Origin of the sequence: Clostridium senegalense, assembly GCF_018916625.1 — a bacterium.
GTDB classification, from domain to species: Bacteria; Bacillota; Clostridia; order Clostridiales; family Clostridiaceae; genus Clostridium_J; species Clostridium_J senegalense.
The window spans coordinates 182,737-203,050 of record NZ_JAHLNC010000007.1 but is presented as its reverse complement, the minus strand read 5'-3'; the positions used below and the strand labels follow the sequence as shown (position 1 = coordinate 203,050).

The 20,314-nt window shown below is 26.2% G+C and carries 21 protein-coding genes, 2 tRNA genes and 1 rRNA gene; 18 read left to right on the top strand and 6 right to left on the bottom strand.

Annotation, left to right across the window (positions count from 1 at the left end; all coding sequences use genetic code 11):
* The 4 genes from rrf to KQI36_RS13080 all read left to right on the top strand — a co-directional run bounded on the left by rrf (window position 1) and on the right by KQI36_RS13080 (window position 1,540).
* A 5S ribosomal RNA gene (gene rrf / locus KQI36_RS13095) occupies window positions 1-117 on the top strand.
* A gap of 6 nt (window positions 118-123) precedes the next feature.
* Window positions 124-199: transfer RNA gene (locus KQI36_RS13090), tRNA-Phe, on the top strand.
* A gap of 6 nt (window positions 200-205) precedes the next feature.
* Window positions 206-279 (top strand) — tRNA-Cys (locus KQI36_RS13085).
* A gap of 715 nt (window positions 280-994) precedes the next feature.
* Window positions 995-1,540, top strand: a complete 546-nt coding sequence (locus tag KQI36_RS13080; protein WP_216451240.1) for a hypothetical protein — start codon at window positions 995-997, stop codon at window positions 1,538-1,540.
* A gap of 12 nt (window positions 1,541-1,552) precedes the next feature.
* Here KQI36_RS13080 and KQI36_RS13075 read toward each other — a convergent pair whose 3' ends face one another.
* Window positions 1,553-2,692, bottom strand: a complete 1,140-nt coding sequence (locus KQI36_RS13075) for a zinc-binding metallopeptidase family protein (RefSeq protein ID WP_216451239.1) — start codon at window positions 2,690-2,692, stop codon at window positions 1,553-1,555.
* A 211-nt stretch (window positions 2,693-2,903) separates the two neighbouring features.
* Between KQI36_RS13075 and KQI36_RS13070 the strand changes: the two genes are divergently transcribed.
* The 6 genes from KQI36_RS13070 to KQI36_RS13045 all read left to right on the top strand — a co-directional run bounded on the left by KQI36_RS13070 (window position 2,904) and on the right by KQI36_RS13045 (window position 7,676).
* On the top strand, window positions 2,904-3,083 hold the full coding sequence (locus KQI36_RS13070) for a sigma factor G inhibitor Gin (protein WP_216451238.1): 180 nt from the start codon (window positions 2,904-2,906) through the stop codon (window positions 3,081-3,083).
* Between the two features lie 52 nt (window positions 3,084-3,135).
* Window positions 3,136-4,554, top strand: coding sequence for an aminotransferase class I/II-fold pyridoxal phosphate-dependent enzyme (locus KQI36_RS13065; RefSeq protein WP_216451237.1), 1,419 nt, complete (start codon window positions 3,136-3,138; stop codon window positions 4,552-4,554).
* A gap of 16 nt (window positions 4,555-4,570) precedes the next feature.
* Window positions 4,571-5,191 (top strand): dTMP kinase, encoded by a 621-nt coding sequence (gene tmk, locus KQI36_RS13060; protein ID WP_216451236.1) that lies wholly within the window; start codon window positions 4,571-4,573, stop codon window positions 5,189-5,191.
* 173 nt (window positions 5,192-5,364) lie between these two features.
* A complete protein-coding gene (locus KQI36_RS13055; protein ID WP_010294002.1) occupies window positions 5,365-5,694 on the top strand; it encodes a cyclic-di-AMP receptor in 330 nt (109 codons plus the stop codon).
* A gap of 127 nt (window positions 5,695-5,821) precedes the next feature.
* Complete coding sequence (locus KQI36_RS13050; RefSeq protein ID WP_216451235.1) at window positions 5,822-6,760, top strand: DNA polymerase III subunit delta'; 939 nt, start codon at window positions 5,822-5,824, stop codon at window positions 6,758-6,760.
* 1 nt (window position 6,761) lies between these two features.
* Window positions 6,762-7,676: a PSP1 domain-containing protein gene (locus KQI36_RS13045; RefSeq protein WP_216451234.1), complete on the top strand. Its 915-nt coding sequence runs from the start codon at window positions 6,762-6,764 to the stop codon at window positions 7,674-7,676.
* Window positions 7,677-7,708: 32 nt separating this feature from the next.
* Here the strand turns inward: KQI36_RS13045 and KQI36_RS13040 are convergent, their stop codons facing one another.
* On the bottom strand, window positions 7,709-9,001 hold the full coding sequence (locus tag KQI36_RS13040) for an NCS2 family permease (protein ID WP_216451233.1): 1,293 nt from the start codon (window positions 8,999-9,001) through the stop codon (window positions 7,709-7,711).
* 192 nt (window positions 9,002-9,193) lie between these two features.
* On the opposite strand from KQI36_RS13040, the gene KQI36_RS13035 reads away from it, so the two are divergent.
* A complete protein-coding gene (locus KQI36_RS13035; protein WP_010293997.1) occupies window positions 9,194-9,445 on the top strand; it encodes a YkuS family protein in 252 nt (83 codons plus the stop codon).
* Window positions 9,446-9,591: 146 nt separating this feature from the next.
* Window positions 9,592-10,260, top strand: a complete 669-nt coding sequence (locus KQI36_RS13030) for a LysM peptidoglycan-binding domain-containing protein (protein ID WP_216451232.1) — start codon at window positions 9,592-9,594, stop codon at window positions 10,258-10,260.
* Window positions 10,261-10,291: 31 nt separating this feature from the next.
* Here KQI36_RS13030 and KQI36_RS13025 read toward each other — a convergent pair whose 3' ends face one another.
* The 3 genes from KQI36_RS13025 to KQI36_RS13015 form a co-directional block, all read right to left on the bottom strand.
* Window positions 10,292-10,951 (bottom strand): type II toxin-antitoxin system VapC family toxin, encoded by a 660-nt coding sequence (locus KQI36_RS13025; RefSeq protein WP_216451231.1) that lies wholly within the window; start codon window positions 10,949-10,951, stop codon window positions 10,292-10,294.
* Window positions 10,952-11,012: 61 nt separating this feature from the next.
* Window positions 11,013-11,714: an LrgB family protein gene (locus KQI36_RS13020; RefSeq protein ID WP_010293992.1), complete on the bottom strand. Its 702-nt coding sequence runs from the start codon at window positions 11,712-11,714 to the stop codon at window positions 11,013-11,015.
* Between the two features lie 4 nt (window positions 11,715-11,718).
* Window positions 11,719-12,102, bottom strand: a complete 384-nt coding sequence (locus tag KQI36_RS13015; protein WP_342357390.1) for a CidA/LrgA family protein — start codon at window positions 12,100-12,102, stop codon at window positions 11,719-11,721.
* 410 nt (window positions 12,103-12,512) lie between these two features.
* Between KQI36_RS13015 and KQI36_RS13010 the strand changes: the two genes are divergently transcribed.
* The 3 genes from KQI36_RS13010 to KQI36_RS13000 all read left to right on the top strand — a co-directional run bounded on the left by KQI36_RS13010 (window position 12,513) and on the right by KQI36_RS13000 (window position 15,484).
* Window positions 12,513-13,256, top strand: a complete 744-nt coding sequence (locus tag KQI36_RS13010) for a tRNA1(Val) (adenine(37)-N6)-methyltransferase (RefSeq protein ID WP_216451230.1) — start codon at window positions 12,513-12,515, stop codon at window positions 13,254-13,256.
* A gap of 24 nt (window positions 13,257-13,280) precedes the next feature.
* Window positions 13,281-14,123 carry a 16S rRNA (cytidine(1402)-2'-O)-methyltransferase gene (rsmI, locus tag KQI36_RS13005; RefSeq protein WP_010293989.1) on the top strand — a complete coding sequence of 281 codons (843 nt, stop codon included), beginning with the start codon at window positions 13,281-13,283 and terminating at the stop codon, window positions 14,121-14,123.
* Window positions 14,124-14,296: 173 nt separating this feature from the next.
* Window positions 14,297-15,484 (top strand): C40 family peptidase, encoded by a 1,188-nt coding sequence (locus KQI36_RS13000; RefSeq protein WP_216451229.1) that lies wholly within the window; start codon window positions 14,297-14,299, stop codon window positions 15,482-15,484.
* Window positions 15,485-15,688: 204 nt separating this feature from the next.
* On the opposite strand, the gene KQI36_RS12995 is transcribed toward KQI36_RS13000, so the two are convergent.
* On the bottom strand, window positions 15,689-15,931 hold the full coding sequence (locus KQI36_RS12995; protein ID WP_010293985.1) for an AbrB/MazE/SpoVT family DNA-binding domain-containing protein: 243 nt from the start codon (window positions 15,929-15,931) through the stop codon (window positions 15,689-15,691).
* 1,331 nt (window positions 15,932-17,262) lie between these two features.
* Here KQI36_RS12995 and KQI36_RS12990 point away from each other — a divergent pair.
* The 3 genes from KQI36_RS12990 (at window position 17,263) to pyrB (ending at window position 20,306) form a co-directional block, all read left to right on the top strand.
* Complete coding sequence (locus KQI36_RS12990) at window positions 17,263-17,883, top strand: DUF1836 domain-containing protein (RefSeq protein WP_010293983.1); 621 nt, start codon at window positions 17,263-17,265, stop codon at window positions 17,881-17,883.
* 76 nt (window positions 17,884-17,959) lie between these two features.
* Entirely contained in the window at window positions 17,960-18,613 is a 654-nt protein-coding gene (locus tag KQI36_RS12985; protein ID WP_244991591.1) for an HD domain-containing protein, read from the top strand.
* A 772-nt stretch (window positions 18,614-19,385) separates the two neighbouring features.
* The gene (gene pyrB / locus KQI36_RS12980; protein WP_216451228.1) at window positions 19,386-20,306 is read left to right on the top strand and encodes an aspartate carbamoyltransferase; all 921 of its coding nucleotides are present in this window, start codon (window positions 19,386-19,388) and stop codon (window positions 20,304-20,306) included.
* Window positions 20,307-20,314 lie beyond the last annotated feature (8 nt).

Here is a 20,314-nt window from a genome sequence, read left to right as displayed (position 1 = left end):
CTGGTGATGATGGTTTAGAGGGTAACACTCCTTTCCATTCCGAACAGGCAAGTTAAGCCTCTAGACGCCGAGAGTACTGCACGGGAGACTGTGTGGGAGGGTAGGTTGTTGCCAGGTAAGTACGGCTCGATAGCTCAGTCGGTAGAGCAGAGGACTGAAAATCCTCGTGTCGCTGGTTCGATTCCTGCTCGAGCCACCAGTTAATGGCGCCATGGCCAAGTGGTAAGGCAGAGGCCTGCAAAGCCTTTATCCCCAGTTCAAATCTGGGTGGCGCCTCCAAAAAAGCTTATATCTTTAAGATATAAGCTTTTTTTGTTTTTACAAATTAACAATTATTATAAGATTTTATAATAAACTTTAAATTTATTTATTTATCAAATAAGAAAATTTAAAATTAATATTTCGCTGTTAGTTAACGGTTGTTTTAATTAATTGGTATTATAATTATTACTTACTTATAGTCCTAATGATACTAAAATATTTTTATTTTGAGAAACTAATTTCCAGTTTCATCCATTGCTTTTAATTCTTAACTGCCTCTAGTTATACTTATTTTTATTAACGATAACAAATATTTTATAAGTAAATTTAAATATAAGATTGTTTTCCTATATATAAGAACATTAGAATGGATTTTGTTTTGAAAACTTATACAGAACATATCAGTTGTCAAATAAATTAAAAAAATATTATATTTTTTATATAATAAGTATTATGAAAAAGTAAAAAAGTTTAATATTTTTAAATTCAATCTTAATTTAAACTATATTAAATTAAGGTTAAGTTACTGTTAAGTTGATAAGAAAGACATGAATTAAGAGAAATAGAGAGTTATATTGGGAAAGATAATGTTAATTTCAATTGAATGCAGTTTTTTAGTTTTAAACAACTTTAAATGCTTTAAAATTGAGTAGATTATTTATTAAAAGCTTAGTATAATACTTAGGGCAGACATGTAATTAATTTATAATATGTATTTTAGGAGGGTTTGGAGATGGGGACTATGTATAAGGAAACTATATATAGAAAGAAACTTCCAGCGCTATTATTTTTATTTCTATTGATGATAATATTTATACTCTTGTCGGATTTTATAAACAACAAGATTGAAAGTGTAAGAGTATTTTGTAATATATTCTTTTTAGGGTTAATGGCAATTTGTTGTGGGTTAGAATTTTATAAATGTAATACGAGATATAAGTATTCTATAATAGCTGATCAATTAATAATTCATAAAGTTGTTGGAGATTTACAAGTTTTAGTAGCAGACATAAAAATAAAAGACATTGAAAATATTACTAAAATAAAAGGTAACAAATTATTTTGTTTATTAAGTGGAAATAAGTATACTTGTTGTTTATTAGGTTTAAAGAATAGATATTGTTGCAGTTATAAGTTTAATGGGAAAATAAATAAATTTTATTTTGAACCTAGTAAAAAATTAATAAATAGAATAAATATTATTAGAGAAAAACATGAAATTTATAATGAGGAAACAATAAATAGATTTCATAATGTGTTAATAAAAATGAATAGCTAAACGCTATTCATTTTATTTTTTTATATTAGTATAATGATCAACAGTAATTTCTTTTAATAAATCTTCTCTTTCTAAGAAGTCTATTGAGGTTATTGCCATACATTGAGCGGCCAATAAAATTCTTTCACAAGATAATTTTGATAAAGTAGAATTTTTAAACTCAGTTGAAGGACAATGAATACTTGTATTATCAGTTATAGATATAGATGGATATATAGTAGGTGTAGTATGACTTATAGTTCCAATACCTAATGAATATTCCATAGTTTTAGGTTCATCTATATTTATTATTCCGCATTCCTTTAAATTGTGAGAAAAAATTCTAGATAAAACAGTATTAGAAATTAGTTGCTTACAAGGTAATTCATATAGACATACATTATATTTTATATCTAACATAGAATCTAAATTAGTAAAATAAGTTCTTATTTTATTTTCAATTATTTCTGCCTCTTTGATGCAAGGAGATTTTAAATGAAATTTAAAGGTTTCATTAATTAGTTTATCTTGAATTTTATTATTTATATCTATGTTTAACTTATCTATATAACATTTATCACAAGAGCTTCTAACTATTTGATTTAAGCTTTGTAAATTAAATAATGAAAACTCTAAGGATCTATTATCTGTTTTATTTAAAGTATAGTCTATTTTTAGAGGTATAGAGGCCATAGAAGTTCCACTTTCTGAATTTGCGTTGTCTACGTGTGGTGCAATTATTAAATCAACGTCTTCAAATACATTTTCATGAGTCATCTTTGTTTCACTACCATTTGAGTATAATCCAGGACAACCTATTATAATTATACTTCCATTCATTTTATTTAATATTTCTTTTAAAGCAATGCCAGCGCCGATAGAAATAGCTGCATTTGAATTATTCCCATAAATATGACCTAAGGTTTCATGCGCACTATATTTGCATATATAACATATTTTAGGATAACCCTGTCCATAAGTAGCTTTAAAAGCAGTATTAATATCTAAAAAGTTTTCAGTTATACTAAAATCATGATTTTTTAAAATATCTATTAAGTATTTACAAGAATTATACTCATGAAATGGTTTTTCAGGGTTATTATATAAAAAACTATTTATTGAAAGAATTTCATTTTTTATAGTTGATAAATAACTTATAACATTTTGTTTCACAAGAAAATCTCCTTCCAATTTTAAAAATTTTATATTATATATAAACAATTATTATTATACCCATTAATAATATAAAGTATTAAATACAACACCATTTTATATATGGTCATATTAGCTTGTATATATGGCTATATTCAAGTCAATAATTAATAAGGATGATAAGTTTATTAAAATATTACTTAGCATATAAAGCTAATTTGGGGAGGATAAAATGTGTAATTGTATAATATGTAATAAGTCAAATGATGGTATAATAGTTTATGGAAGAAAAATATGTATGGAGTGTGAAAAAAAAATTATAAATACAGAGCTGAACACAGATTTTTATTTATTTTATAACAAATGTATTAGAAAAAAATTAGTTAAAGGATATATAAGAAATATATTATAGTATAAAAATAAGTGTATCTATAACAATAAGGAACTAAAAGAGGTGAATATCAATGATAAGTACGCCATTAATAGATGGTATTTTAAAATATATAAATGAAGATAATGTTCCTTTATCTATGCCAGGCCATAAATGTGGCAGGGGCTATAAAATTACTAATGAAGGATTATTATTTTTAAATAATTTAATAAAATTTGATATAACAGAGGTTGATGGAGTTGATAATTTACATAGTCCAGAAAATATAATAAAAGAATCTTTAGAACTTCTGTCTAAATTTTATGAAAGTAAAAAATCATACTTTTTAGTAAATGGAAGTACAAGTGGTAACCTAGCTATGATATTTTCATCTTTCCAAGAGGGGGATAAGGTAATTGTCGAAAGAAATTGCCATAGATCTGTATATAATGGAATAATAATGAGAAAATTAAAGCCTATATATATAAAAAATAATATAAGTGAGATATACGATGCTCCGCTATCAATAGATATAGACAATCTTTATAAAACAATAGAAGAGAATCAGGATGCCAAAGGTATAGTTTTGACATATCCTAATTATTATGGAGTATGTTATGACTTAAAGACCATAGTTAATAAAGCCAAATCGTATGGTATGAAAGTAATTGTAGATTCTGCACATGGAGCGCATTTTAAAGCAAATAATAGACTACCTAAGGATGCATTGGAATTAGGTTGTGATATGGTTGTGGAAAGTTCTCATAAGACTATACCAAGTTTAACACAGACAGCATTTTTGCATGTAAATGAAGGTGTAGATTTAAATATTGTAGATTTTTATGTTTCAGCATTTTTAAGTACAAGTCCTTCATATATATTAATGGCATCTATGGAATATGGAAGATTTTTTCTTCAAGAATATGGGGAAAAATTTTATAATGAATTATTAGATTTATGTGATAAATATACTAAAAAAATAAATAAGTTAAGTATATTTCATATAATTTCAGAGAAAGATTTAGATAAAGGACTAACTTTAGATAAAACAAGGTTTATAATAAATGTAGATAAGGGATATAGTGGTCATAAGCTATTATATTATTTAAGAGAAAAGGGTGTTCAGTGTGAATTAAGCGATTGTAGAAATGTAGTTGCTATATTTTCTCCATTTAATACAGAAAAAGATTTCGAAACTTTATATAATGAATTAAAGAATTGTGATGTAACTATATTAAAGGAAAAAAATATAAAGGCTTTAGAATGTCATATACCGAATATTAAATTATATCCTTATGAAGTTCTACATAGAAAACAAGTTCTTAAAGATTATAAAAAATGTCAAAATAAAATATGTAAAGAGGCTGTAGTTCCATATCCTCCAGGTATACCATTAATTATGCCAGGAGAGATAATAGATAAAAAATCTTTAGACATACTGCAGTATTATATAGATAATAAAGTTACTATACTAGGTTTAGAAAACAATAATATAGCTATTATAGAGGAATAGTAAACTGGAGGAATATATGAAAAATGGATTATTAATAGCATTAGAAGGGCCAGATGGAAGTGGAAAAAGTACACAAATAAAAATGCTTTCTAATTATTTAGAAAACAAAGGATATAAAGTTTTAGTTACAAGAGAACCTGGAGGAACTAAAATAAGTGAAAATATAAGAAATATAATACTAGATAATAACAATGCAGAAATGAGTAGTGTATGTGAGGCATTACTATATGCAGCATCTAGAGCACAGCTAATAGAAGAAGTAATAAAACCAGCACTAAAAGATGGAACAATTGTTTTATGTGATAGGTTTGTATATTCTTCAATTGTTTATCAAGGAATTGCAAGAGGTATAGGGGTAAAAGAAGTGCAATGTATAAATGATATAGCTTTAAATGGCATTAAAGCAGATTTAACATTAATGATAAATGTAGAATATGAAAAAGGTTTAGAGCGAAAATCTTCACAAAGGAAACTAGATAGATTAGAAAGTTGCGGTGATGATTTTCATAAAAAAGTTTATAATGGCTATCAACAATTGACTAAAGAAGTGAATAATATAGTTACTATAGATGGAAATAATACTTTAGATTATGTGCATAATAAAATTGTTAATGAAATAGAAAGTTTTCTTAAATAATTATTTAAAATTATAAATTTATATAGTAGGTATGATAAAATCATAATAACTAGAATAAAATGGAAAAAAGAAATTAATAGACTATAAAAATTCCTATATAAATTTACATTTTGGTTATTAATATAAAATTTAGATGGATATTTTTATAAAGTCTAAATAAAGGGGAGATTGTTATGAAACTAGTAATTGCAATAGTTCAAGACGATGATGCACCAGACCTTATTGATGTTATGACCGAAAATGGATTAAGAGTAACAAAACTAGCAACAACAGGTGGTTTTTTAAAAGCAGGGAACACTACATTGATGTGTGGTGTAGATGATGAAAAAGTAAATTTGGTATTATCAATAATAGAAGATATATGCAAAATAAGAAAACAAATAGTATCATCACCTTCACCAGTAGCAGGATCTACAGGAGTATATGTACCGTATCCAATAGAAGTGGATATTGGAGGAGCAACTATATTTGTAGTAGATGTAGATAAATTTTTAAGGGTTTAAAATGTAAAAATAATTATTGGTTAAAATATAATATATGTTTAACAAGACAATTTTCTTTTAAACAACTTAAATTAATATGTGCAGTAAAATAAAATTTTACTGCACATTTATTTTAGGAGGAATTAGTATGAAGAATATAATAGGACATGAAGATATAATAAGTAGTTTTTATAATGCAATAGATTTAAAAACTATTTCTCATGCTCATATATTTTGGGGAGAAGATGGCATAGGAAAAAGTGTAGTATCTAAAAGTATAGCAATTAAACTAATTGGCAAAAGTGAAAATAGAGATTATGTAGATATAGTTGAATTTAAATTAAAAGCTGGAAGGTTATCTATAGGAGTTAACGAAGTAAGGGAATTGATTGAAGAAATAAATAAAAAGCCTTATGAGTCAGATAAAAAAGTAGTTATAATTCACAATGGTGATAAAATGACAACTCAAGCACAAAATGCATTACTTAAAACCATTGAGGAACCACCTAAAAATATATTTATAATAATATTGTGTGAGGAATTAAACAATATTTTAGAAACTATAAAGTCTCGTTGTCAAATACATAAATTTATACCATTAAAGGATGAAGAAATGTTACAATATTTACGAGTTTTTTATCCAGGATTAAAAGAAGAAAATGAAAACTTTCTTTTAGAATTTAGCAGAGGCATACCTGGAAGAGTGGATATGCTTTTAAATGATGATGAATTTAATGAAATAAGAGATAAGGCTATAAACATAATAAATACGTTAGACCATTTGGATATAGAAGATACATTTACCTTAGAAGAGTTTTTTACAAGTAATGTGAAAAGATTTGAATATATAGTTGATATTATGATAAGTTTTTTAAGAGATGCAATAATATATAAAGAAATTGGTAATAAAGACCTTATAATAAATAAGGATAAATTCGAGGAAATAAAGATGTGCGCAAGTATGTTTTCTTTTAAACAATTAAATGATATTATTAGTATAATAAATGCTACAAGAGTTAATTTAGACAAAAATGTAAACAGCGCTTTAGCATTTAATGTTATGTTATTAAAGTTGCAGGAGGTGTAATATGGTTACTGTAATAGGTGTTAGATTTAAAAAAGCTGGGAAAATATATTATTTTAATCCTGGTGAGTTAGATATAAAATGTAGTGATTTTGTAGTTGTTGAAACTGCTAGAGGTGTAGAATTTGGTGAATGCGTTATAGGTAGAAGACAAATTTGTGAGAAAAAAATAGTTTCTCCACTTAAAGATGTAATAAGAAAGGCTACAGAAGAAGACATTTTAAAAAATAAGGAAAACAAAGAAAAAGAAGAAGAAGCTTTTAGTGTATGCATGGAAAAGATAGAAAAACATGCATTAGATATGAAACTTATAGATGTAGAATATACATTTGATAATAATAAAGTTATATTTTATTTTACTGCAGATGGAAGAGTTGATTTTAGAGAATTAGTAAAAGATTTAGCTTCTGTATTTAGAACAAGAATAGAGTTAAGACAAATAGGGGTAAGAGATGAAGCAAAGATGAAAGGTGGCTTAGGTCCATGTGGCAGACCACTTTGTTGCTCAACATTTTTAGGAGATTTTGTACCTGTATCAATAAAAATGGCTAAGGAACAAAATTTATCACTAAACCCTACAAAAATATCTGGAATATGCGGTAGATTAATGTGCTGTTTAAACTATGAACAAAAAACTTATGAGGAAACTAGAAAGAAATTACCTAAAGTAGGATCAATCGTAAGCACAGTAGATGGTGAAGGTGAAGTTATAAGCAACAGTGTAGTTAAAGAAAGCGTTAGGGTTAAAATTAAAGTTGATGGTTCAGATGATGAATTAAGAGATTTTAAAATAGAAAATATAACTTTAGTTAAAGGTAGCTATGAAGATATCATTAATGAAGTTGATATAAAAGAACTAGAGGCTGAGATAGAAGATCATGAACATGATATGATAAAAGAATTAATTAAAGAAGATTAAAAAACAGGTGTAGTTATACACCTGTTTTTATTTTAAATACTTGAATAATGAAGTATAAAATAAGCTAAAAATGCTAATGCAATTATATACATAGGCATAGAAACATCTTTATATTCTTTTTTAAAGAGCTTCATTAAAGGATAGGTAATAAACCCAAAGGCGATACCATCAACTATACTATAAGTTAAAGGTATTAAGGCGATAATTAAAAATGCAGGTAACCCTTCTGTAAAGTTATTAAAATTAATATTTTCTATGTTTTTCATCATTAAAGCACCAATAATTATAAGTATTGGTGATATTGCTGCATCTGGTATTATTTTTATAAATGGTATGAATAGTAAAGATAGTAAAAATAATAATCCAGCTATTACAGAAGATAGTCCAGTTTTTCCACCAGCAGCAATTCCAGCTGCACCTTCAACTGTTGATACAGAGGGACTAGTACCGAATATACCACAAACTATAGTTGAAATAGAAGTAGCTTTTAATGCTGGTTTAAATTTATAATCTGCTTTCAACATTCCATTAATTTGACCATGTAAAAGTCCAATGTTTTCAAAGACTAAAACAAGAGTTAATGAGAATACTGCAATCCAAAATGAAGAATCAGATATTTTAGCAAAACTCATATTAAAAAATATTTGCTTATAACTTCCTAAATCTATTCCTGTAAAAGATAATCCACTTAAATCAACAATTCTAAAGCCAATACATATTAAAGTACCAACTATAATGCTTATTAAAAATCCTCCGGGAACATCCCTTGAAAATAAATAAAGAGTTAATACAAAAATTATTAAAAATGCTAAAACTGAAGGTGAAGTAAGATCTCCTAATGCAATTAAGGTTGTTTCATTACCTACAATAAGTCCGCTTTTTTGAAGACCTATAAAAGTAATAAATAATCCAATTCCAACAGAAATAGCTTCTTTTAATGATTGAGGTATTGCATCAGCAATTATAGTTGATAGCTTTGTAAAAGCTATAATGGAAAAAATTATTCCAGAAATAACTACTGCTCCTAATGCTTCATTAAAGGATAAGCCCATAGATTTAACAATTGTATAAGTGAATAGTGCATTAATACCCATACCAGGCATTATTAACAATGGGGCATTACTTATGAAAGCTACAAGCAATGTTCCGATAAGTGAAGACAAAGCGGTAGCTATTATTAGCCCTTCAAGTGGCATGCCAGTATCACTTAATATACTAGCATTAACTATGATTATATATACTGCAGCAAAAAAAGAGGTTACGCCTGCTGTAAGTTCGCCTTTAAAACTTACATTATGCTCTTTAAGTTTAAATAAATTGTTCATTTTACGACCTCGTTTTATTTTCCCTCGCCCACCCACATCTATTAAAGATGCATTAAAATTATATCACAAAATAACTTTAAATTTATAATTTTTAATGTAATTATAAATTTAATATTATAAATTGAACTTGAATATATTATGTACACTCAGAGAATAATATAAAAAGATTAAAGTATAAAGGAGTGTTAAATAATGAAGAAAGTAGCTGTACAAAAGGGTTTAAATCCAGTAAAAAGCTTTTTAAATCAAGAAGGTTATACAGTTAGAGAATTTGATGGAGCTAAAGAAAATACATCTAAATTTTTAAATAAATTTGACGCTGTAATAATTACTGGTGAAAATGAGAACTTTATGGGTATAGAAGATACTGAGGTTAAGGCACAAATGATTAATGCGGACGGAATGACACCACAAGAAATAAAAAATCAATTAGATAATAATTAAAGAAAAATAAGAACACTTAGACTTATTCTAGGTGTTCTTATTTACATTTTAAAATAAAATAAATAAAAATATGGTAAAAGTGTATAAAAAAAATATTTTTGTTAATTATTTAAATAGAATTTATAATTTAGAGAGGTGTAATAGATATGAAATTTAAAAAGGGGTTAATAGCAACAACAACATGCTTAGTTGTTTTAGTCGGAGTACTAGTAACTGTAAATTTTATTGGTAAAAATGAAAAAGAAATAGTTATTAATGAATCCAAAAATGTAAAAATGGAAGAAAAGCAATCAAAAGAAAATTTACAAAGAGAAAATGAAAAGAATAAAAATAACTTAGAAAATAAGAATAATTCTAAAGCAAATGAAGAACAAAAAGAAAACAAAAAACAGGAGAAAAGTACAAGTAAAACAGAAGAAGTTAAAGAAGGGGTATACACAATTAAGAAGAATGATACTTTATATAGTATAGCTTCGGCATATATGCCAAGTTTTGATACTAAAGAAGTAATTGATACTATTGTAAAAAGAAATGATTTAAAAAATAGTACTAGTGTAATTTCAGGACAACAAATAGTTATACCTTATGAAGTAGCTTTAGAAAGTCAAAGTACAACTAAACAAAGCAGCGATAATAAAGATGCAACAGGAATGGAATATAAAATTAAAAAAGGTGATAGTCTTTATAGTATAGCTCAAGAAAAGATGCCAAATGTAGCTGTAAAACAAGCTGTAAAAGAAATAAAAGAACATAATAACATAAAAGATGAAAATGCTATAAAAGTAGGAGACGTACTTGAAATACCATCTAAATAAAAAAAGAGCCTTACTAATAAAATTAGTAAGGCTAAATTTTTAATATTTGTACAGATGATGTATCTGCATATAGAAAATCACTATCTAAAGTTAAAAGAAAATTAATGTTGTAACATTCGGCAGCGGCTAATATAGTAGCATCATTAACTGCAATATTATGAGTCATCATCAATTCTTTTGTTTTAATCATGCAAATATCATTAATATCTAGATAATTAAATTTTAATGTATGTTCTAATTGAGTATGCATATTAACAGCTGTTTTATAATATATGTTAAGCAAATTTTTTCTCAAAGCATTTTTAGATAAGTTATCAAAATATTTTTTATAGGGTATATCCACAACTTTAGAAGCTCGTTTTTCTTTTAATGATTTTCTATCATATTTATTAAAAGTAGATATAATACATTTAATATTATTTGGAGTATTAAATGGAGTAGCCTTTGTTATTTTATACTGCACATCTATCATAAATACTTTATACATAATCTGATTTAAAACCTCACAAGAGATTATTGAAGTTATATAAAGGATACTTTTGCCTAACATAATTTTTCTTAGAACCTCTATACACTCTGAGTGTTTTGGATCATCATCATATACTAAACTTAGTAAAAATGAAGCATCCAAAAGTATAGAGGTGCTTTCATCAAAGACCACACCTTTAAAAGGATATAAAATCATTTCCATAAAATATACCTTCACTAATTATATAGTATATTTTATTCATATTAACTTAAGTGTTAACTTATTACATAATTAAGTTAAATATTTTTAGTATAATAGGACTAAGAAGAACTGTTATTAGTCCTGCGATTCCAATAGAAAGTCCACTCATAGCGCCTTCAACTTCACCCATCTCTAGTGCTTTACTTGTTCCAAGGGCATGTGCAGATGTTCCAATACCAAGCCCAATAGCAACGCTATGCTTTATCTTACAAACATTACAGATAACAGGAGATAATATAGCTCCAATTATGCCAGTAATTATTATAGCTGATATTGTTATAGCAGGTATACCTCCAAGTTGTTTTGAAACTTCAACACCAATAGGTGTAGTAACTGACTTAGGTATTAACGATAATGCTATATTTCCACTTATTCCAAAAATTTTGCATAATACAATTATAGAAATCATTCCAACAAAAGTTCCTACAGTTATTCCAATAAATATTGGAAGTGCATGTTTCTTCAATAATTCTATCTTTTTATATAAAGGAACTGCTAAAATTATAGTTGATGGTGTTAGAAAAAATGTTATCATGCTTGTACCATTTTGATAATCTTCAAGAGGAATCTTAAAGATTATTAGTACAGCCATTATAATAACCATAGATATTAATAATGGGTTTAATAAAACTAACTTAGTCTTTTTTTGTATATATTGTGCAAATATGTATGTAGATAGTGTTAAAAACATAACAAAAATTGGTGTTGATAATAGTTCTTTCATTATATTATTGTTCCTCCTTAATGATATTTTTCTTTTCTAATACTTTTGTAAGTAGTTGAACTGTGTAAGCAGTAACAATAAGAACTAAACTGGTAGATATAATACATACTAATAAAATTTTTATAACACTGCCTTTTAATATGTCTAAACAACCTAGTATTCCAATACTTGCAGGCACAAAGAAAAATGCTAAGTTATTTAAAAGATAGTTAGAAACTTCTTCTATAGCTTCCGTTTTTAAAATATTGGTTAGTAGTGCAACTAATAAAAGAAGCATACCTATTACATTACCGGGAATAGGTAAATGAAATAATCTACTAACAGCTTCCCCTAAAAATGTAATAAAGAATATTATTGCTAGTTGTTTTAAAATTTTCAAATTTATCACGCTCTCTTCCGTAACATATACAGTAAAAATACAATACCATGTATATTCTATTACATTTTTAAATAATATACTAATGGAAATAAGAGAAGTAATTTATAATATTATAGAAATAATGTAGTTTAATTTAGAAAAAACCAATGTATTGAAACTTTAAAGAGGAATTTAGACTAATTATGCGAATAAATGATATGTAAACATTTTAATTTTGAAATTTAAAAGATAAATTTAAAATTAAATTTAAAATTATTAATATTATTTTATAAATTAATAGATTTAATGTTACAATATCTATTTTAATATTAAAATAGATATTGACTAAAAAGCATATTTTATTAAAATATGGTATGTTGTATGTATACTTAATATAAAAGTATATAATGACTAATTCAAATTAGAAATGAGGCTTAAGTATGGATATTATAAAAAGTGATGAAACTTTAGATGATTTGCAATTAAAGGGAATAAAAGTTATACAGAAAAAAGAAGGCTTTAGATTTGGTGTAGATGCAGTTATGTTAGCAAATTTTTCAAAAGTTAAGAGGAATCATAGAGTCATAGATTTGTGTACAGGAACTGGAATAATACCTTTTATAATATCTGGTAAAACAGAGTGTAAAAATATATTAGGAATAGAGATTCAAAAAGAGTTTGTTGATATGGCCAATAGAACATCTAATTTAAATAACTTAAATGATAAAGTTAAATTTTTAGAAGGTGATTTAACAAATATAAATATGCTTAAAAAAATAGAAAAAGCAGATGTAGTTACTGTTAATCCCCCTTATAAGTTATTTAATTCAGGTATTGTAAATCCTACTGATAGATTAGCTATAGCAAGACATGAGGTTTGTTGTAATCTAGAAGATGTTATAGTAGCTGCTAGAATTCTATTAAAGGATAATGGGCGATTCTTCATGGTACATAGACCAGATAGATTGGCTGATATATTTACAGTTATGAGAAAACATAAAATTGAACCTAAAAGAGTGAGAATGGTACATCCTGTACCTAATAAAGCTCCTAATATTGTGTTAGTAGAAGGACAAAGAGATGGAGGAGCTTTTTTAAAATGGGATGACCCACTAAATGTTCATAATACTGATGGAACATATAGCGATGAAATTATAAAGATGTACAATAGTGATAGTATTTGATTAAAAAAGCAAAGGGTGATAAAGATGAGTGGAAAATTATATTTAGTTCCTACTCCCATAGGAAATTTAAAAGATATGACATTTAGAGCTGTAGATACATTAAAAAATGCAGATATAATAGCTTGTGAAGATACAAGACAAAGCTTAAAACTACTTAATTACTTTGGAATAAAGAAATCTTTAATAAGTTATCATAAGCATAATGAAAATGGGAAAAGTGAAACTATAATAGATATGCTAAAAGAAGGTAAAAATGTAGCTATAATAAGTGATGCAGGAACTCCAGGAATATCAGATCCAGGAGAAGTTATAGTGAAAAAATGTATAGAGGAAAATTTGAGTTTTGAAGTTTTACCAGGAGCAACAGCTATAACAACAGCTTTAGTATATTCAGGACTAGATACTACTAAATTTTTATTTAGAGGTTTTTTACCAAGAGAAAACAAAGAAAGAAAGCCTATAATAGAAGATTTAAAAGATAGAACAGAAAGTTTAATATTTTATGAAGCACCTCATAGATTATTAAATACCTTAGAATTTCTATGTGAGCATTTAGGAAATAGAAAAATATCTATATGTAGAGAGCTTACTAAGTTATATGAGGAAATAATAAGATTACCATTAGAAGATGCTATTAAATTTTATAATGAAAATTCTCCAAGAGGTGAATATGTTTTAGTGGTAGAAGGAAAAAGCAAGGAAGACATAGAAAAAGAAGAAATGTCTAAGTGGGAAGACTTATCTATTGAAGAACATATAAAATCATATATAAAGGAGGGATTGAGTAAAAAAGATTCTATAAAACAAGTAGCCAAAGATAGAAAATTAAATAAGTCAGAAGTTTACAAACACTCCATAGATATATAAAAAATTACAAAACAGTATATTTTTTATTGGATTAAATGGCTTATTGTACCATAACAATGAAGAAAACGTAAAGTTTTTGTAACAAAACAAAACAAAAAGATTGAGAAATGTTGAGTTATTGATAGGTTTAATGGTATAATTAAAAAGAAATTTTATAGGGGAGGGATCTTGATTTGAATAGAAAAATAGTAGCAATAGCTACAGCAATGGTCATTGCAACATCAAGCATGAGTAGCATAGCTATGGCAGCACCAAGTGATAGTGAAATAAATGCTAAAGCTAATGAATATAAAAGTGCTCAAGAAAAGTTAGACCAAATAAATGGACAAATTCAAAAACTAGATAACGAAATATCAAACTTAATGGTGAATATAGACGAAACTAATAGCAAAATAGAAAAGACAGAGAAAACAATAAAAGATACAGCTGCTAGTGTTGAAAAAACAGAAAAAAATATGGCTGAAGAAGAGGATCTATTTAGAGAAAGAATGAGATCTATGTACATGAATGGAATGGATACGTATGTAGAAGTTCTTTTAGACTCAAATGGATTTTCAGAATTAGTTTCTAGACTTGAGAATATAAAGCAAATAATAAATTATGATAAAGAACTAATGACAGAGTTAACTTCTAAGAAAAATGCATTACAAAAAGAAAAAGATACATTAGAAGCTAAACAACAAGAATTAGTTGCATTAAAATCAGAAAATGACCAAAAAATGAAAGAATTAGAAACTCAAAAGAGTGCTTATAATGAAAAATCTCAAGCTGCAAAAAAAGAGCAAGATAAAGCATCTGCTGAATTAGAAAAGTTAAAGTCAGATAAGGAAGCATATGAGTTAGCTTTAGCACAACAACAAGAACAACAAAGAGTATCAAGAGGAGGAGAAACATCTTCTCAAGGTTCAGGAAATAATGGTGGATCATCAAACAATGGTGGAAGCTCTAATAATGGTGGAAGTTCTAACAATGGTGGATCATCAAATAACGGTGGAGGAACAGAAATACCAGCAAGTGCTACTGGACAAGCTATAGTAGATTATGCTATGCAATTCCAAGGAGTTCCTTATGTTTGGGGTGGAACTACTCCATCTGGATTTGATTGTTCTGGATTTACACAATATGTTTATGCTCATTTTGGTATAGATATAACAAGAACAACATACACTCAAATTAACCAAGGTACACAAGTAACAGACTTAGCTCCAGGAGATTTAGTTTTCTTTAGCTACGAAGGTGGCATAGACCATGTAGGTATATATGTAGGTGGAGGACAATACATACATGCACCTCAAACAGGTGACGTTGTAAAAATATCTACATTAGGATTTGGTTATTGTGCAGCAAGAAGAATAGTATAATTTTATAGAATATAGATTATATAAATAAGAGTCATTTTAATAGTGACTCTTATTTATTATATTAAAGGATTTGGTATATTTGCTTAATTAAATTGTACTATTTAATAATAAGAATAAAGTTAAGAAAAGATTACAAAATGTAAATTAATTTGTTAATAATATGTAAATAATAAAAAGCACTAGAAATTCTAGTGCTTTTTATTATTATTCTGATTTTAACGCATTTAAGCAGTTTTTACAAATGTTTTTAGATTTATAATTTATAACGTCTCTAGCATCTCCACAGAAAATACAAGCAGGCTCATATTTTTTTAATATTATTTGCTCACCATCTACGTATATCTCTAATGCATCTTTTTCACCTATGTTTAAAGTTCTTCTTAATTCCACAGGTATAACAATTCTTCCAAGTTCATCTACTCTTCTTACAACTCCAGTTGATTTCATAATTAAGTTCCTCCCAACGTAAATATTCGACAAAAAAATCATATATATTGAAAAATCTATGTATATTTAGCAGAGAATGTCGATAACATATTATTATAAAGTTACAAAATTTCTACTAAATTCCATCTATAGTTAATATACTACCATATTATACAAATGTCAATATGCTTTCAAATGAAAAATATAAATATTTGAATTAGTAAAAAAACATTGGTATATAGGCATTTAAAGAGTTTATTATTAATTCTAATTGAAAGTAAAGAATAAATAAATGTAAAAAATAAAAACAAATGTAATAAGATGTATATTTACGTGAAAAATGTCGAAAAGAAGAGAATAATAGAGAAAGAATAAGATTAATAAAACAAGAAAATCCTTAAAAAAAATAAAAATCTATAAAAAATAAAAAATAAAAATATTATGTAAATATTAATTTAAGTTATAGGAATTTAAAGTAAATTATTTTATTAAAATAAATATAAAAAAATTAATAATAATTATTTAAGACTTGAATATATTTATCATAGCAAGGTTAAGTGAAATTTATTTTTAATCAATAATAAATTAATCGTCTTTTATTAAAATAAATGAATATGTAAATAATAAGATTATAATAGAATTTTAAGTATACTTTATTATTTAGTTTATCTTGTTATATTTTGATTTTTAAATATAAAACATCATTGTACATAAGTAAAATAAAATATTGAAGAGGTAAATTTAAAAAGTCAACCTTAATTATATGAAAAGTTATAGAATGTATTTAATTTATTCGACAAAATCAAAATTTATATCATAATATGAAGTATAATGCTATGTATAATATATAGAAAAGACAATTTATACAATAAATTGACGGAGGAATTTCAATTATTTCCACAAAAAAATAACAACTTATACACAGGCATATTGTGGATAATGTGGATTAAAAAGCAACTTTTTCCACACCTGTTTTACAAAGTCTTGGATAATGGCTTAGATATTAGAAAAGTTATCAACACATTTTGTTGATAACTTGTTAAGAATAGTGGATAAGTATGTAAATAACTATAAATCAATTAAACAGTAAATAAATAATGAAATAAATTATTTCCTAGGATTCAATTTGTAAAAAAATGTAGTAAATTAAAATATTAATACTAAAGTCATAAGTATACAAGTTATAAACTTAATTCATTCAAAAACTAAAAAATAATGTAATACAAAATACAGTATTAAATTAAAAATTATGGAAGTTCTATATTTAGTGGTTGAAAATAATTTGTAATAAGTTTAGTTATAACATATAATATGATTACAAAGTGGAAAGTAAACAAAATAGAGGTGATAAAATGGAATATGATAACAAAAGAATTGGCGAATCAATTGTAAAAGATGTTTTAGATAAAATCTCAAAACTATCTGAAGAAGTTTCAGAAAAAAGCATTATATCATATGAGGATTTACCACAATATGATTTGTTTTTATCACAAGTTAAAGATTATCTTAATGATCAATTTGATGATGATAATTTTACTAATAATATACTACAAAATTATATAAAAAGTGAAGTTATTTCAAAGCCTGAAGATGGAAAAAAGAGGGGATATACTAAACTGCATTTAATACAACTTGTACTTTTAAGTTATATGAGACCCATACTTACAACAGAAGAGATAAGAAGTGTATTTAGACTTGCATTTAATGAGATTAATGATAGAGAAGATGACATATTATCATGGGAAGAAACATATAAGGTTTTTTCTGATATGCAAAAAAATAGTTTTAGCAATCTATTAATAAATGATAGATTTGGAGATAAAGGGCAGTTGATTTCATATTTTAAAGATAAGGAATTTAAAGAAGATGAATATGAAAGAATTATAATATTTTTAATAGTAATGACATTGGTAGCAGAAGCAAGTACTATTAAAAAGTTAATTAGAAAAATTGTAAATGAATATACAGAATAATCTATAGTTATGGATAAAAACAGCTTTTATAAAACAAACTAAAAGAAGGTAAAAAAGTTTTATAGGAGTTGTAATTATGAATAATGAAAAATTGATTATTAAAAATAATATAAATGAATCTATTGATGATATAATGAATAGTTTAAAAAAAATATCAGAGCTAGAATTTAAAAACCCACAAATTATTGAACTAGATAAATATTTTTTCCATAACAAAAATTTTTTAATGAATTTTCAAAAATCTATTGGTGGGAAGGAGCACCATGTTTACTCAGGTGGCCTTGCAAAACATACCTTAGATGTTATGGAAATTACAAGAGATTTATGTTATAGGTATGATTGCAGTCATAAAGAGATTGCTATATTATCAGCAAAGTTGCATGACATAGGTAAAATTTATGAGTATAACCAAGACTTTAGTACAACTCTTCGCGGTGAGATGGAAGGTCATATAGTAATAGGTATGAATATGATAGAAGAAGCCTTAAATTCAAAAGCAGAATTTTATGATGAAGATTTAAAATGCAGAATAAGAGGATGCATTGTTCAACATCACGGAGCAGTTAAATATGGTTCTCCTAAATCGCCAAATAGTCAAGAAGCCTACATAGTTCATCATGCAGACTATTTAGATTGTATAATGAATAAAATAAAAACAATAAAAGCTGATACACAAATAGGTAATTGGACTGAATTTAATGAAAAAATGAGATGTAAATTATATATTTAAATTTAAAATAAAAGCTTTTGCTGTTTAGCAAAAGCTTTTAAAATTAGCAACTACTTTGAGGTATATTTTTAGCTATAACTTTAAAAGTTTCGCCAAAAAGAGTTCTTGAATAAGATACAACACAATCTTTAAAAATTTCAGCTTCATCATTATCAACAATAAAGTTAATTCCATCAACAACTTGCGCTATATCATTTTCAGTCTGTTCGTCCAGAACAGCACCTAATGTAGGGCCACCTCAGCCAAAGCCTTTTATCATTAATCTAAATGATTTTTTATCATTTTTTTCAAGCTTTTTTAATAAAGCAGCTTTTGTTTTATCATCAAAAGAAATTTTCATGAAATTTTCCTCCTTGTATTTTAATATTGGTTATATTTTTAGTGTGCCAAAATATAAAGAAAAAACTTTATAAAATTTTTGGCAGTGTTTCCTTTAAGTATTTTAATTATAACACAATTCAATCTATATATCTATATATTAAAATATACAAATTTTAGAAAAAGGTGAATATTTATTATTAAATTTAAATAAAATATATTGACAATTAGTTAAAGGTTATATATAGTTATTTTAAAGATAATAACTTTATGTCCTTTTAAATTTGATCCAGAGAGATCAGAAAGGGAAGAAAATAATATAGCTATATAAGTGTAGCTAAAATTAGCTATAGTTATATAGTTGTAATTAAAATGCTTTCCTTTGGGAAAGCATTTTTTATTGCAAAAAATACCCTTTAAATTAACCCAGTGAGGTAAAAAGGAGATGTTTTATATGTTAAAAGGAAGAAATTTAATAGAACCAATGGATTTCACATTAGAAGAATTAGAACAAATATTTTTATTGGCAGATGAAATAATAAAAAATCCCACTCAATATGCCAAAATGTGTGATGGAAAAATACTTGCAACATTATTCTTTGAACCAAGTACAAGGACAAGGTTCAGTTTTGAAGCAGCTATGCTTAGATTAGGTGGTAATGTTATAGGTTTTTCAGAAGCAAACTCAAGCTCAGTTGCAAAGGGCGAAAGCATTTCAGATACTATAAGAACTGTTTCTTGTTATGCGGATATTGCTGTTATGAGACACCCAAAAGAAGGAGCAGCACTAGTAGCATCAGAAAGTTCACATATACCAGTTGTTAATGCTGGAGATGGCGGACATCAACATCCAACACAAACGCTTACAGATTTATTAACTATAAGAAGAGTTAAGGGAAGACTAAAGAACTTAACTATAGGATGTTGTGGAGATTTAAGATTTGGAAGAACAGTTCACTCACTAATAAAGGCATTATCAAGATATGAAGGAAACAAATTTATATTAATATCCCCACAAGAGTTAAAAGTACCAGAATATATAATAAGAATTTTAAAAGAAAAAAATATAGAATTTAAACAAGTAGAAAAAATGGAAGAAGTAATAGATGAGTTAGATATTCTTTATATGACAAGAGTACAAAAGGAAAGATTTTTTAACGAAGAAGATTATGTAAGGTTAAAAGATTCTTATATACTATGTAATGAAAAAATGAAGTTAGCTAAAGAAGACATGATAGTGCTTCATCCATTACCAAGAGTGAATGAGATAGCATATGAAGTTGATGATGATCCAAGGGCAGTTTATTTTAAACAGGCCAAATACGGTATGTTTGTAAGAATGGCTTTAATATGCAAACTTTTAGGATTAGCGTAATTAAAAGA